General features: G+C 56.4%; 12 protein-coding genes. 10 read left to right on the plus strand and 2 right to left on the minus strand.

The window, feature by feature from the left end; all coding sequences use genetic code 11:
• Positions 1-118: 118 nt before the first annotated feature.
• The 7 genes from ACMHYW_RS10415 (at position 119) to ACMHYW_RS10445 (ending at position 7361) form a co-directional block, all read left to right on the plus strand.
• Entirely contained in the window at positions 119-2947 is a 2829-nt protein-coding gene (locus ACMHYW_RS10415) for a monovalent cation/H+ antiporter subunit A (protein ID WP_414499867.1), read from the plus strand.
• Positions 2948-2949: 2 nt separating this feature from the next.
• On the plus strand, positions 2950-3333 hold the full coding sequence (locus ACMHYW_RS10420; RefSeq protein ID WP_051524126.1) for a Na+/H+ antiporter subunit C: 384 nt from the start codon (positions 2950-2952) through the stop codon (positions 3331-3333).
• Positions 3330-4862 (plus strand): monovalent cation/H+ antiporter subunit D, encoded by a 1533-nt coding sequence (locus tag ACMHYW_RS10425; RefSeq protein WP_414499868.1) that lies wholly within the window; start codon positions 3330-3332, stop codon positions 4860-4862. The genes ACMHYW_RS10420 and ACMHYW_RS10425 overlap by 4 nt, the downstream gene beginning before the upstream one ends.
• Positions 4862-5362 carry a Na+/H+ antiporter subunit E gene (locus tag ACMHYW_RS10430; protein ID WP_027705922.1) on the plus strand — a complete coding sequence of 167 codons (501 nt, stop codon included), beginning with the start codon at positions 4862-4864 and terminating at the stop codon, positions 5360-5362. The genes ACMHYW_RS10425 and ACMHYW_RS10430 overlap by 1 nt, the downstream gene beginning before the upstream one ends.
• Positions 5356-5646, plus strand: a complete 291-nt coding sequence (locus ACMHYW_RS10435) for a monovalent cation/H+ antiporter complex subunit F (RefSeq protein WP_038279174.1) — start codon at positions 5356-5358, stop codon at positions 5644-5646. The genes ACMHYW_RS10430 and ACMHYW_RS10435 overlap by 7 nt, the downstream gene beginning before the upstream one ends.
• Positions 5647-5671: 25 nt before the next feature.
• Positions 5672-6031: a monovalent cation/H(+) antiporter subunit G gene (mnhG, locus tag ACMHYW_RS10440; protein WP_414499869.1), complete on the plus strand. Its 360-nt coding sequence runs from the start codon at positions 5672-5674 to the stop codon at positions 6029-6031.
• Positions 6032-6272: 241 nt separating this feature from the next.
• The gene (locus ACMHYW_RS10445) at positions 6273-7361 is read left to right on the plus strand and encodes an iron-containing alcohol dehydrogenase family protein (protein ID WP_414499870.1); all 1089 of its coding nucleotides are present in this window, start codon (positions 6273-6275) and stop codon (positions 7359-7361) included.
• A 135-nt stretch (positions 7362-7496) separates the two neighbouring features.
• On the opposite strand, the gene ACMHYW_RS10450 is transcribed toward ACMHYW_RS10445, so the two are convergent.
• Positions 7497-8957, minus strand: a complete 1461-nt coding sequence (locus tag ACMHYW_RS10450; protein ID WP_414499871.1) for an efflux transporter outer membrane subunit — start codon at positions 8955-8957, stop codon at positions 7497-7499.
• An 87-nt stretch (positions 8958-9044) separates the two neighbouring features.
• Between ACMHYW_RS10450 and ACMHYW_RS10455 the strand changes: the two genes are divergently transcribed.
• The 3 genes from ACMHYW_RS10455 to ACMHYW_RS10465 all read left to right on the plus strand — a co-directional run bounded on the left by ACMHYW_RS10455 (position 9045) and on the right by ACMHYW_RS10465 (position 13907).
• Positions 9045-9662 (plus strand): TetR/AcrR family transcriptional regulator, encoded by a 618-nt coding sequence (locus ACMHYW_RS10455; protein WP_414499872.1) that lies wholly within the window; start codon positions 9045-9047, stop codon positions 9660-9662.
• 133 nt (positions 9663-9795) lie between these two features.
• On the plus strand, positions 9796-10848 hold the full coding sequence (locus ACMHYW_RS10460) for an efflux RND transporter periplasmic adaptor subunit (protein WP_414501503.1): 1053 nt from the start codon (positions 9796-9798) through the stop codon (positions 10846-10848).
• Complete coding sequence (locus ACMHYW_RS10465) at positions 10845-13907, plus strand: efflux RND transporter permease subunit (protein WP_414499873.1); 3063 nt, start codon at positions 10845-10847, stop codon at positions 13905-13907. The genes ACMHYW_RS10460 and ACMHYW_RS10465 overlap by 4 nt, the downstream gene beginning before the upstream one ends.
• Before the next feature lie 152 nt (positions 13908-14059).
• Here the strand turns inward: ACMHYW_RS10465 and hemH are convergent, their stop codons facing one another.
• Complete coding sequence (hemH, locus tag ACMHYW_RS10470) at positions 14060-15049, minus strand: ferrochelatase (protein WP_414499874.1); 990 nt, start codon at positions 15047-15049, stop codon at positions 14060-14062.
• Between the last annotated feature and the right edge of the window lie 142 nt (positions 15050-15191).

Here is a 15191-nt window from a genome sequence, read left to right on the forward strand (position 1 = left end):
TCATCCTGATGATGACCCAATGCCCTCGTTGGTTAGTACGATATCGGTGGATGTGCGCTGGTCGGCTATCCTGATGGTTGGCGCCTGATCTTTCATACCCACAGAGCATTCCACTGCCATGGTTCTACCACTGATACTACTGTTGCCCTTGCTGGGAAGCATCGTTCCGCTGTGCTGCCGTGACCGTGGCCGCGGATTCTGTGCCTTGATGACGGCGATCTGCCCTGCCATAGCGCTGGTGCTGTTGCTACTGTTGGGTATCGAAACCTTCCATCAACAGATCCCGCGTGTCAGTGTCGATTGGTTCCCCGCGCTGGGGCTGTCGCTCGCCCTGCGTCTGGATGGACTGTCGCTGTTGTTCGCGCTGCTGATTCTGGGCATCGGGCTACTGGTCATCCTGTATGCGCGCTATTACCTGTCCTTGCAGGACTCCCCCCAGCGCTTCTACTGCAGCCTGATGCTGTTCATGGCCTCTATGCTAGGGGTTGTGATGGCAGACAACCTGTTATTGCTGTGGTGCTTCTGGGAGATGACCAGTATCGCGTCCTTCCTGCTGATCGGGTTCTGGACGCACGAGCCGCTGGCACGCAAGGGTGCACGTATGGCATTGACGGTCACCGGTGCCGGGGGACTGTGCCTGCTGGCATGCGTTCTACTGATCAAACGTGTGGTCGGCAGCTTTGATCTGAGCATCGTACTGCACTGTGGCGATGCGCTGCGCGAATCATCGCTCTACCCCGTCATTCTGACGCTGCTGCTACTCGCGGCCTTCACCAAGTCCGCCCAGTTTCCGTTCCAGTTCTGGCTGCCACATGCGATGGCCGCCCCAACCCCCGTAAGCGCCTATCTGCATTCGGCCACCATGGTCAAGGCGGGCATCTTCCTGATGATCCGCATGTTCCCGGTCATGGGTGAAACGCCAATGTGGAGCTATGTCATCACCATTGTGGGGCTGGTGACGATGTTCTATGGCGCCTATCTGGCAATGGTGCAGTACGACCTCAAGGCGCTGCTCGCTTACTCCACTATCAGCCACCTCGGGTTGATCACCTTCCTGATCGGGATCGACACCAAGCTGGCCATGTTGGCCGCCGTATTCCACGTCATCAACCATGCGATTTTTAAGGCCGCACTGTTCATGGCCGTCGGGATCGTCGATCACGAGTGCGGCACGCGCGATACCCGTAAGCTGCGTGGGCTGTTCCGCTTCATGCCGTATACCGCAGTACTAGCAACGGTTGCTGCCGCCTCAATGGCGGGTGTTCCGCTCTTCAACGGCTTTCTGTCGAAAGAAATGTTCCTGACCGAAAGTTTGCAGATTCACAGCTTTGGCGCACTGTCGTGGATGATCCCCGCGCTGGCGACCTTCGGCTCAGCGCTGTCGGTGGCCTATTCGCTGCGACTGGTGCTAGATGTGTTCTATCGCGGCTACCCCCGCTGGCTGCCGAAAAAACCGCATGAAGCACCACGCTTTATGCGCCTGCCACTTGAAGTGATGACGGTGCTCTGCCTCGGCGTCGGCATCATGCCAGCAACGCTGGTCGGTCCGCTGCTCGACAAGGCGATGATGGTCGTGGCGCCGGACGTACTGAAAGGGCAGGATCTGTCTCCATGGCACGGTTTCTCGTTCCCGCTGCTGATGAGTATGGGCGCTATTGTGCTGGGCGCGCTGATCTACACGATCCGCAGCAGCATCAGCAGTTTCCGCCGCGACTTCCTGATTTCCAACGCTAATATTGTCTTCGACAGCGCGGTCAAGGTCACGATCATGAGCTGTGGCAAGTTGCAGGAAGCGATCAGCAACAACTCTCTGCAGCGCTACATGTTCCTAATGCTGATGATGGTGCTGGCCTTTGCGTCGACGGGACTGCTACGGATGTCGTCACTGCTGGGCGGCTTGCCGTTGACGCCCATTTCACCGCTGATCGCGGTCGGGGCACTGGTCATGGCGGGCGGCGTGGTAGCCACCGTCTATTTCCAGCGCCGCCGCCTGATCGCGCTGATCTGCCTGTCTGTGGTCGAGCTGACCATTATCCTGACCTTTATCTGCTTCTCGGCTGCCGATCTGGCCCTGACGCAGCTGGTGGTCTCGGTGGCGTCGATCATTCTGATGATGCTGGCACTGTTCTTCCTGCCACAGCGCACCCCCAAAACATCATCGGGGCCGCGTCTGCTGCGTGATGCCGTGCTGTCAGGGCTACTGGGAGTGGTCATCGCTAGCCTGTGTCTGGCCGTACTGACCGAACCGTACGAAACCATTGCCCACTTCTACAACAACAACAGCGTACCGTTGGGCGGCGGCCATAACGTTGTCAACGTGCTGTTGGTCGACTTCCGTGCATTCGATACGATGGGCGAAATCACCGTGCTGGGCATCACATCGCTGGGGGTGTTCAAGCTACTGAACCGCCTCAAGCTCTTTATCCCTTCGACCAGTGCCGAGAACCGTCCGTGGTCACCCGAGTACTACCCGACCATTCTGGGGGCGGCATCGCAGATGCTGCTGCCACTGGCGCTGCTAATGTCGCTGTACATGCTGCTACGTGGCCACCAGATGCCTGGTGGGGGGTTCATTGCCGGTCTGATCGCCTCGGCGGCACTGATCCTGCTTTACATGGCTCGGGGCGTGGAGTGGACAACACGACGACTGCGCATCGACTATCAGCACGTCATCGCAACCGGCATTCTGATCTCGCTAGGTACCGGCGTAGGCAGCATGCTGTTGGGCTACCCTTTCCTTACCAGCACGTACGGCCATTGGACGCTGCCCATTCTGGGCGATGTTGAACTGGCGTCGGCCATGCTGTTCGATCTGGGGGTCTTCTTCACCGTCATCGGGGCCACCATGATGATTCTTACCCTGCTGGGCAAGGTGGCGACACCGCATAGCCCTTCTCATATGACGCGTCGTCTGCGTCGTGCGCGCCGCTACAAGGAGGGTCGTTGACCATGGAAGTTCTATTTTCAGGCATGGTGGGGCTAATGGCCGCCAGTGGACTGTTTCTGCTGTTGCGGGGACGTACCTTTCCTGTGGTGCTCGGGCTGACGCTGTTTTCCTATGCAGGCAACCTGTTCCTGTTCGCTATGGGACGCCTTTCCCGCCAGGCCAGTTCTATCGTCGGCGATGGCCGAGTGATGGTCGACCCAATTCCCCAGTCACTGGTACTGACCGCTATCGTTATCGGCTTTGCCATGACGGCCTTCGTCATCATTTTAGCAATCCGTGCTCGCGGCGATTTGGGCAGCGACCACGTCAACGGCCGCAGACAGGGTGAACGCAAGGCCCGCCAAACACTGCGCGATATTGATGCCCGTTGGGAGGAACATTCATGAGCCAGCACCTGCTCATTCTTCCCATCCTGATCCCGCTGTTCACCGGGGCGCTGCTGCTGTTCAGCGACATTCGCTACCGCCGCCGCAACCGGCTGCTGTCAGGGCTGTCGATTCTGCTCCAGCTTATCGTGGTGCTGTACATGCTGTGGCTAAGCGATGACGACACGATCCGCACTTACTCACTCGGTAACTGGCAGGCCCCCTACGGCATCGTACTGGTGCTCGACCGGCTAGCGGCTTACATGCTGACCATCACGGTACTGCTGGCCACGGCGGTCTACGGTTATGCCTGTGCGGGACAGGACTCTCACGGCAGCAACTTCCATGCCCTGCTGCAATTCCAGCTGCTGGGTATCAACGGCGCCTTTCTGACCGGTGATATCTTCAACCTGTTCGTGTTCTTCGAGATTCTGCTGATATCGTCCTATGCCCTGCTGCTGCATGCCGGAGGCCGCAAACGCACGCTGGCCGCCATGCACTATGTGGTACTGAACGTCGCCGCCTCTACCTTCTTCCTTGTGGCGGTAGGCACCCTGTACGGCACGCTGGGCTCGCTGAACATGGCCGACTTGGCCGTACGCATTAACCAGCTTGGACCGCACCGCATGGCGCTGGTGGAATCAGCGGGGCTGGTGCTGCTGGTCGTGTTCCTGTTAAAAGCGGCCATTCTGCCGCTGCACTTCTGGCTGACCCGCGCCTACGCCGCCGCACCGGGTAGCGTGGCAGCACTGTTCGCCATCATGACCAAGGTCGGCATCTACGCCATCCTGCGCGTCTACGGACTGATCTTCCACATGCCGCCCCACGACGCACTGGCCAACTTCATCCAGCCGTGGCTGTGGTGGTTGGGGCTAGGCACGGTAGTAATGGGCATCATGGGGGTCATGGCGGCACGCAACCTCAACCACCAGATCTGCAACTTCACGCTGATTTCGGTCGGTACACTGGTGGCCACTCAAGGGATGGGGAAAGAAGACAGCATTGCCGCACTACTGTTCTATGTGCCACACACGACGTTCCTCACGGCGGCACTGTTCATGCTGGCCGAAGTCGTCGGCCAGCAGCGCGGGCGAGCGGGCACCCGCTTTGTCGAAAGCCGTATGGTGCGCCAACCACGCTTGCTCAGTGCCGCCTATATGCTGGCAGCGCTGGGTATTCTGGGCATGCCACCACTGTCGGGCGCACTGGCGAAAGGTTGGATTCTGTCCACGGCACCGGCCCATGAAGCACCCTGGCTGTGGAGCATCGTGTTGCTATCGACGCTGGCGGGCCTCATCAGTGCTTCGCGCGCAGGTACCACTCTGTTCTGGAAAACGGCGACCATTGGTAAGCCACGCGGTGGGTTGCTCGGCAAGCGCCGCGGCATGGCGCTGTGGGGACTGATCAGTACGACCGTACTAATTTCATGCTTTGCTGGACCACTGAGTCGCTTCGATCTGCGCATGGCCGGTCAATTGCTGGACGCGTCGTCCTATGCTCATGCGGTACTGGGACAGGACATCAACTTGGCGCACGAGGAGAGTTCCTGATGAAACGCATGCTGCGCTGGCTGCTATCGCACCCGTTCATTTCAACACTGTCCTTCTGGTGCTGGATACTGCTCAACGAACTGACACTGCCTCACGTGATCGTCGCGCTGGTGCTAGCGATCATGATTCCCAAGCTGGTCGACACCTTCTGGGTGCCGCAGCCGCACATCCACAAGCCGTTCAAGCTCGTGGCCTACATGCTGATGGTCGCGTGGGACATTCTGGTCTCGAACATTCAGGTCGCCAAAGCCATCCTGTCACTGCGCCACGAACCGCGTCCGGGCTTCATTATCTATCCGCTAGCCATGCAGGAACCGTTTCCGATCACCCTGCTGACCAGCACGATTTCCCTATCGCCGGGCACGCTGTCTGCGCACCTGCGTCTGCATGACAACACGCTGTTGATCCACGCGCTCAACATCGGTGATGATCGCGAAGCATTCATCCAAGCCCTGTATGAACGCTACGAACGTCCGCTGAAGGAGATCTTTGGATGCTGACGCACACCACGCTGTTTCTCAATGTCTGCCTTTGGATCGGCGCAGCCTTCTATCTGCTGGCATGTCTGCTGAACGGGTACCGAGTATTGATCGGCCCCAGCCTACCTGACCGCATTGCCGCCCTCGACACGCTGTCTATCAATGCTATCGGGCTGATCATACTGCTGTGCATCGCACTGCAGACGCGCCTGTACATGGACGTCGCCATCCTGCTGGCAATGTTCGGTTTCATCAGCACCGCCGCGATCTGCAAATACGTACTGCGCGGGTTCATCATCGAATGATGCTTTCTTATCCGAGGAAATCGCTATGCACTGGACGCCCTTGATCGAAACACTGGTGGGCATGCTGGTCGTCATCGGCGGCATCACAGCCACGATCGGCTCGTTCGGCATGGTGCGCTTCAACGACTTCTATGTCCGTATCCACGGTGCCGCCATGTGCTCGACGGTCGGCACCGGCAGCGCTGTACTGGCCTCAATGCTGTTCTTCTGGCTGCATTTGGGATCGCCGCTGGGTCAGGAGCTACTGATCACACTGTTCACCGTCATCACCACTCCGGTCAGTGCCCACCTACTGACCATGAGCGCCCTACACCTCAAGCTGCCACGCCAAGCCAATACGGAAGGCGGACCATTCGAGCTCAACGAACGCATCGACCAAAACTGAACCCAATCTGTGCACCATGAAAGCGCGACTCGATTCATTCATGAGCGCGACTTCCCTCTTCTGCCCCAGTCAGGGTATGGTGAATGAACCCCGTGCTGGCTGATCGTCAACGAACGGCACCGACGCACTACAATGACAATGGTCGGTGGCCACACGAGACGCTTTTGATGCTCGCACTGCGAGCATGCCCGAAAGCGATATGCATCGCGCGTTTCGATATGAAGAACCATAAGAGGACATCATGAACACGCAAACCCTGATTATTCCCGCGACCATCATCCGTGGCCCCAGCGCACTCGACTCTGTAGGCAAAATCTGCCGCACGCTGGGTCGTCGCGCCCTGGTGATCGGCGGGCACCGCGCACGCGCTGCCGTTCGTGAAAAACTCGAAGCACAACTGGCTGAACACGGCATCACACTGGTCGGCGATGAATGGTTTGGCGGCGACAGCACACGTACGCAGATCGACCGCCTCAAAGCGCTGGCTGAAACGCAGGATGCTGATGTTCTGATCGGTGTTGGCGGGGGCAAGGCCCTCGACACCGTCAAGGCAACGGCCGCAGAAGCAGGGTTGCCGCTGATCACCATCCCGACTATCGCTGCGACCTGTGCGGCCATCACACCGCTGACGGTCACCTATACCGAAGAAGGATTGTTTCTCGACCTCTACAACCTGCCGAAAGCACCGGATGCCGTCATTATCGACAGCCAGTTGCTAGCAACGGCACCGCTGCGCTGGCTGGCCGCTGGCCTAGGCGACACGCTGGCCAAATGGTATGAATTCCGTGCGCTGGGCAAAAGCGAAGAAGCGACGGCCATTGCGGCATCATCGGTCGCCAGCAGCCGCATTTGCTACGACATGATTCGCCTGTACGGCGGCGAAGCCTGTGCAGGCGTACGCGAACAGCGCAATACGCCCGCACTCGAACAGGTGCTGGACGCCATCTTTACCTTTGCCGGCCTGACCTCCATCATGGCCAGTGGCGCACATGCCTGCGCAGCTCACGGCATCTATGCGGGCTTTACGGCCTGCGACAAGACCCGCCACTTCGGCCACGGTCTGCTGGTTGGTTTCGGCAACCTGTGTCTGCTAGCACTCGAAGGCCGCAGCGATGATGAAATCATCGAAGCCATCCATATCGCACGCGACTGCTCGGTACCGCTGACGCTTGATGAAATCGAACCGACACTGACACCGGAAGAACTCGATACCATCATTGCCGCCGCCCTCACCTCTCACGATATGGGACATATGCCCTTCAAGGTCACTGCCGACGATCTGAAAAGCGCTTTCAAACGAGTGGCAGGGCTCGCCGCATCGGTCAGCTAATTAGCCCCATTGCACGCTATACGAAAATGCCATCCCAAGCGGATGGCATTTTTTTACTGGATGTTAAGCGATACCACTGCTTCAAAAGCAAGGGCAAATAACCCCGCATATACCCCGCCCCATATCGTTGAAGAATCACTCAACACTTATCATTTCAGCGCTTTTTGGCTGCCACCCACCACCAAGCGATTTGAATAACGCCACTGCTGCACGAGCCGAAGCAGCCTGCGCCTGCACGCTGGCATCGGACGCACGTAGGCAGGATTCATCTGCGTGTAACACATCGATCAGGCTTGCAGTACCTCGCTGATACGCTGCCAATGAAGAGGCTTGAGCTCGCGAAAGCGCTGCCTCTCCTTGCCTCAGTGCCGACACCTGAACGTTACGGTTCGATAATGCCGAAAACGCGTTTTCGACATCTTCGGTTGCCTTCAAGACAACTTGCCGGTAGGCGGCTAACGCCTCAGCATCCTGCCCCCTGGCTAGGTCGATCTGCGCATTAATGCGGCCGAAATCGAAAAGACGCCATCGCAACCCCAGCAGACCTGAGGCCTGGCTCGCACCACTGGAAAACAGATTGCCACTGGAAATGGCAGTGGCGCTTCCCAATAAACCGCTCAACGAAAACGTTGGATAGTACTCGGCAATCGCCTCACCGATCCGAGCATTCGTGGCGACCAACCGACGCTCAGCCACTATGATGTCAGGACGCCGTTGAAGCAGTTCTGCTGGCGATCCCATCTGCGTGATCTGCGGTATCACAGGAATAGGCGCAATAGACTCTAACTGTGCTCGGTACGTTCCGGGCGGGGCCGCCAGCATCACATCCAATGCATTCATCGCCTCATCCAGCGCCATTTGGAGAACCGGCACAGTTGCTTGAGCCTGAGCCAAGGCGTCTTGAGCCTGCTGCACTTGATAATCAGCCACCAGCCCGCGGTTATAAAGAAGCTGGACCTTCCCTAGCAGATCTCGCTGGATAGTGACCTGCCGTCTCGCAATATCGAGGCGGGTCTGTTGCTCACGAATGGTGATAAAGATATCGGCGGTCTGCGCTGCCACAGCCAATCTCACGGCGACCGCTCCTGCTTGTGAGGACTGGTAATCTGCAACCGCCGCCTCTCGGCTACGCCGCAATCCACCAAACAGGTCTATTTCCCAATTCGCGCTCAGATCTGCCTCATAGGCATTGCCCCATCGGTTATATCCCGGCGTGGAGTCCAGCACTTGACCCAAGGGCGTTTCTATCGACTGATGAGCACGACCAGTGGAACCACTGATGGCACCCGAAGGAAGCAGCGCCGCATTGGCGGAGCCCAGCAAGGCGCGCGCTTGGGTAACGCGAGCAACCGCCTGTGCCAAGGACAAATTCTTTTCCAGAGCCAACGAGACGAAGCGCGCTAGCAGCGGGTCATCAAACGATTGCCACCATGTCGCCAGTTCACTCTCGGAAACATTTTTTTCTGGCACGACCATGCCTTGCCCAATGTAATGTTTAGGAAGAGGCATAGCGGGTCTGCGATAATCGGGTCCTACTGCACAACCGGCTATGACACCGGTACATAGCAAAAGAATAAAGGAACGATGGGTAGACATGGTGATCCTTGGACAAGATGATATTGTGACCATATCACCAAACAGTCACCAATTGTCAATCCAAGATCCTCAAGGTAACCTGAAAAGATGACTAACACACACACGACAGCCCCCCAGCTTCGAGGGCCTTCTGATCACGATATCAGGGATCAGATTATCGAAGCTGCCACCGAGTATTTTGGACGCTATGGCTACAAGAAAACGACGGTGTCGGATCTAGCGAAAGCAATTGGTTTTTCCAAAGCCTACATCTACAAATTTTTTGACTCCAAGCAGGCGATTGGCGAGGTGATCTGTACCAACCGTCTGAACGCTATCATGGCCGCCGTGGATGCAGCGACAACTGATGCCCCCTCCGCTTCTGAGCGTCTACGCCGCATGTTCAAGGCGTTGGTGGCAGCAGGTACCGACCTATTCTTCCATGACCGCAAGCTCTATGACATCGCCGCAACATCCGCCAGCGAGTCTTGGCCGTCCATCGCTGCATATGAAGAACAGCTCAAAATGCGAGTCACACAGCTTGTTAGCGATGGTAGGAAAGCTCAAGAATTCGAACGTAAAACCCCTCTGGATGAAGCGGCCAATGCCATCTACCTGTGCATGCGCCCTTACATCAATCCCCTTTTCCTACAGCACAACCTGGACAACGCTGCTGAAGCGGCAACTCAACTGTCCAACCTCATATTGCGTAGTCTGGCACCTTAAACACGGTCATCGTGACCATTGACTAATATGGTCACTTGAATAAAGATGGGAGCAATGTTTCTCCATAGGAAGAGCTCCCATGCTTCGGCGCCAACTTATCCCCTGCACTTTCCTTCTGCTGCCGCTCGTATTGATGGCATGCAGCAGCAAGCATGAGCCGGACCCTCGCACTGAGGCTCCGCTCGTCAGAGTCGCGCCGGTCCATGGCGCGTCCACCCCTTCTCGATCATTCACCGGTACTGTGGCTGCTCAGATTCAAAGCGATTTGGGCTTTCGCGTATCGGGCAAGGTGCAGGAACGTCTGGTCGACACAGGTCAGAGAGTCAAGCGAGGACAAGCGCTCATGCGCATTGACCCCATTGACCTAAACCTGCAGGCACATGTCCTTCAAGAAGCCGTGGCCGTAGCGCGCGCTCGTGCCAAACAAGCAACAGATGATGAAGCACGTTATCGAGGGCTGGTTGATGCTGGGGCTGTTTCAGCATCGGCATACGATCAGATCAAGGCATCGGCAGACTCGGCCCAGGCCCAGCTTAAAGCAGCTGAAGCGCAAGCAAACGTTGCCCAAAATGCGTCACGCTATGCCTTACTGCTTGCCGACGCTGACGGCACTGTTGTCGAGACACTTGCCGAACCGGGCCAAGTCGTCAGTGCAGGACAACCCGTTGTACGACTGGCACAAGACGGCCAACGTGACGCCGTTGTGCATCTGCCGGAAACATTACGTCCGCCTATCGGCTCAGCCGCCAAAGCAACGTTATATGGAAACCGACAAACTCCCGTACTCGCAAGGCTGCGGCAACTATCCGACGCTGCTGACCAGACAAGCCGTACATATGAGGCCAAATACACGCTTACGGGCCCATCATCTCAAGCCCCACTGGGAGCGACAGTTACCGTTGAAATCGCGGGGGTCACAGATGCTACGTCATCGCTCACCGTTCCCATTAGCGCACTGTTCGATCCGGGCAATGGGCCGGGGGTATGGGTCGTCGAAGGCAAGCCTGCAAGAGTCGCCTGGCACCCCATTCGAGTAATCAGCTTTACGGACGAAGAAGCACAGATACAAGGTGATCTTAGGATCGGTGATTCAGTGGTATCTCTCGGCGCTCATCTGCTTCATGAGGGCGACAGCGTCAGACCGATGGATCAAGGCGGCTTGATGGCGAACGGAGAGCATCCATGAACGAAAGACGCTTCAACCTTTCCGCACTTGCCGTACGTGAGCGCTCTATTACGCTGTTTCTGATCATCTTGATCAGTGTTGCGGGCATCTTCGCCTTTTTCTCTCTTGGGCGAGCAGAAGACCCTCCTTTTACGATCAAGCAGATGACGATCATCACAGCTTGGCCGGGGGCAACAGCGCAGGAAATGCAGGATCAGGTAGCCGATCCCCTCGAAAAGAGAATGCAGGAATTGCGCTGGTACGATCATACCGAGACCTACACTCGCCCAGGCTTGGCCTTCACGATGGTCTTCTTGCGCGACAGCACGCCACCGTCTCAAGTTCAGGAAGAGTTTTATCAAGCGCGCAAGAAAATCGGAGATGAAACGAAGAAACTCCCTTCGGGCGTCATAAGCCCCATGCTCAACGACGAGTATGCCGATGTGACCTTTGCACTCTTCGCTCTCAAGGCAAAAGACGAGCCTCAACGATTGCTGGCGCGTGATGCAGAACATCTGCGTCAGCAGCTCTTGCACGTTGCCGGAGTAAAAAAGGTCAATATCATCGGCGAACAGGCCGAACGCATCTTTGTCTCGTTTTCCCACGAACGTCTAGCGACATTGGGCATTACACCACAAGACATTTTTGCTGCGCTCAACGGCCAGAATGCGCTTACTCCATCCGGCTCCATTGAGACACATGGACCACAGGTCTTCATACGCATTGAGGGGGCCTTCAATGATCTGGATAAAATTCGCCAGACCCCGATCGTGGTACAAGGAAGAACGCTAACGCTATCGGACGTGGCCACCGTGGAACGAGGCTATGAAGACCCAGCCACCTTCTTAGTTCGGAACAATGGCGAACCCGCACTGCTGCTTGGCGTTGTTATGCGTGATGACTGGAATGGCCTCGACTTGGGTAAAGCCCTCGAAGCCGAAGCTGCCAAGATCAATGCAGAGCTACCCTTGGGCATAACGCTGACCAAAGTAACTGACCAAGCCGTCAATATCAGCGCCGCAGTTGATGAATTCATGGTCAAGTTCTTTGTGGCCTTGCTGGTCGTGATGGTGGTGTGCTTTCTAAGCATGGGCTGGCGTGTCGGCATTGTAGTAGCCGCAGCCGTACCACTGACGCTAGCCGCCGTGTTCATCATCATGGCCGCCACCGGCAAGAACTTTGATCGTATTACGCTCGGATCACTGATTCTGGCACTGGGTCTACTGGTAGATGACGCCATTATCGCCATCGAAATGATGGTCGTAAAAATGGAAGAAGGCTACAGCCGAGTCAAAGCATCAGCCTATGCATGGAGCCATACGGCGGCCCCAATGCTGTCCGGCACATTGGTGACAGCGATCGGTTTCATGCCCAATGGATTTGCTCGTTCTACGGCGGGAGAATACACCAGCAACATGTTCTGGATTGTGGGCATTGCCCTCATTGTATCCTGGGTAGTTGCTGTGGCGTTTACGCCCTACTTAGGCGTCAAACTGCTTCCGGACATCAAGAAAGTAGAAGGTGGTCACGAGGCCATTTACGACACTCGTCATTACAACCGTTTCCGAAAAGCACTGGGACGCGTTATTGCTCATAAGTGGCTGGTAGCCGGCACTGTGGTCGCAACATTTGCCGTTGCCATTCTTGGTATGGGGCTGGTCAATAAACAGTTCTTCCCAACGTCTGATCGGCCAGAAGTTCTTATCGAGGTGCAGATGCCATATGGCACATCGATTGAACGAACCAGCGCAGCAACCGCCAAGATAGAAGCATGGCTGAAGAAACAGAAAGAAGCGCGCATAGTGACGTCCTATATAGGACAAGGCGCTCCGCGCTTCTTTCTAGCGATGTCGCCCGAATTACCCGACCCATCATTTGCCAAAATTGTTGTTCTTGCAGGCAATGATAAAGAACGTGAGGTACTCAAATTCCGGCTGCGCCATGCGGTAGCGGAAGGACTAGCACCAGAAGCTCAGGCCCGCATTACCCAAATTGTATTTGGCCCACCGTCCCCATTCCCGGTGGCTTATCGAGTGACAGGGCCAAATCGAAACACACTACGCAACATAGCCAATGATGTGGCCAACATCATGCGCGCCAATCCCATGATGCGCACGGTCAACACTGACTGGGGGCCACGCACACCTGCGCTGCACTTCACGCTTGATCAAAATCGGCTTCAATCCATTGGACTGACATCTCAGTCCGTGGCCTTACAGCTGCAATTCCTGCTCAGCGGAATCCCCATCACGGAGGTGCGCGAAGATATTCGTACCGTCCAAGTGGTAGGCCGGGCAGCAGGAGATACTCGCCTCGACCCCGCAAAGATCACTAACTTCACGTTAGTGGGATCAGCAGGCCAGCGCATCCCACTTTCACAGGTGGGAACGGTAGAGGTACGTATGGAAGACCCTATTCTTCGACGTAGAGATCGCACTCCCACGATCACCGTGCGAGGGGACATTGCTGAAGGACAGCAGCCCCCTGATGTCTCTACAGCGGTTTTCAAACAACTGCAGACAGTCATCAAGACACTCCCACCGGGCTACCAGATAGAGCAAGCAGGATCGATCGAAGAATCAGCCAAAGCGACAACGGCCATGCTGCCACTGTTTCCAATCATGATTGCCTTTACGCTGCTCATCATCATATTGCAGGTGCGTTCCATCGCCGGCATGATCATGGTGTTTGCAACAAGCCCGTTAGGGTTGATCGGCGTAGTGCCAACCTTACTGATTTTCCAGCAGCCGTTCGGCATCAATGCGCTGGTTGGCCTCATCGCACTATCCGGAATATTAATGCGCAACACACTGATATTGATTGGTCAGATCCATCAGAATGAGCAAGCGGGATTGGCACCGTTCAATGCCGTTGTTGAGGCCACTGTTCAGCGTGCAAGGCCCGTAATACTGACGGCGTTAGCCGCGATTCTTGCCTTCATCCCACTCACCCACTCCGTGTTCTGGGGAACGCTAGCCTATACCCTTATTGGCGGCACTCTGGCAGGCACAATACTGACATTGATATTCTTGCCAGCGATGTACTCCATCTGGTTCAAGATCAGACCCATTTCTTCTTAAAAAAAGCAGCGCTATAGATCGACAATAAAAAAGCCCGGCCCTTCTAGACTGATAATCCTAGAAGGGCCGGGCTACGTATGACTTGGTCATTGATAATGCAGTGATATATCAGAAGTTGATTCGCTTGACGCCACTAGCCGCCAAACCAGCGACTACCAACCTTGCGTATGCTGAGCCACCAGTGACGTCAGCAATTCAAGGTGGTCGTCGCGATCATTGAGTGCCGGAATATACGCATAGCGCTTGCCGCCCGCATGCATGAAGTTCTCGCGATTTTCTTCGCTCAACTCCTCTAGCGTTTCTAGGCAATCCGCCGCAAAAGCAGGACTCATAATATCCACTGCCGGTGGTGTTCCCGCCTTACCCCATTTGATCAATGTCTCGTCGGTGTAGGGCTGCAGCCATTCTTCACGCCCGAAACGCGACTGATAGGTCATCGTCCACTCATGCGGTGCAAGCGAAAGTGCCTCGGCCAGTAGACGGCTGGTGGTCTCGCATTCATTCGGGTACGGGTCACCCTGCTCAGCATAGCGTTTGGGAATGCCGTGATACGACATCACCAGATGCCCTTGCTGGCCTTGCTGCTGCCAGTGCTCCTGCACGCTATTGGCCAGTGCCTGAATGTACAGCGGGTGATCGCAGTAGCTACGTACGAAGCGCAATCCAGGATGAGCTGGACATTGCTTGAGCGCGCGCGCCACTTGATCGAAGATCGACGCCGTGGTCGAGCTGGAGAACTGAGGATAGAGCGGCAGCACCAGCACATTCTTGACCCCCGCGTCGCGCAGCTCACGCCCCGCAGAGACAATGGAAGGATTACCGTAATCCATGCCCAGCGCGACAGGAATATCTTCCCCGAAATGCTCACGCAACTTTTCTTCGAGTGCAGCCCGCTGGCGGCGTGAAATAGCCAGCAACGGTGAACCTTCATCAGTCCAGATCGACGCGTAGGCCTTTGCCACGCGGCGAGGGCGCGTCGTCAGCACGATACCGTTCAAAATGGGCCACCATTTCCAGCGCGGCAGATCCACGACACGACGATCCGACAAAAACTCACGCAGATAGCGACGTACGGCCTTTGCCGTCGGCGCATCTGGCGTACCCAGGTTCGCCAGCAGAACACCGAAGCGAGGGGATGACATTCGCAACCTCCTTGTTGAAGAAGCAAGCGCGGAAGGTGACACCGCACCTAACCGCCGATACTGTACCGTTTAAGTCCATTATACGGTATTCGTCGCAAGAGCAGCGCTATACATACAATAAAGCGCCGCTATTGCGACGCTT

Origin of the sequence: Zymobacter sp. IVIA_12111.31 C1 (assembly GCF_047495495.1) — a bacterium.
Lineage (GTDB): Bacteria > Pseudomonadota > Gammaproteobacteria > Pseudomonadales > Halomonadaceae > Zymobacter.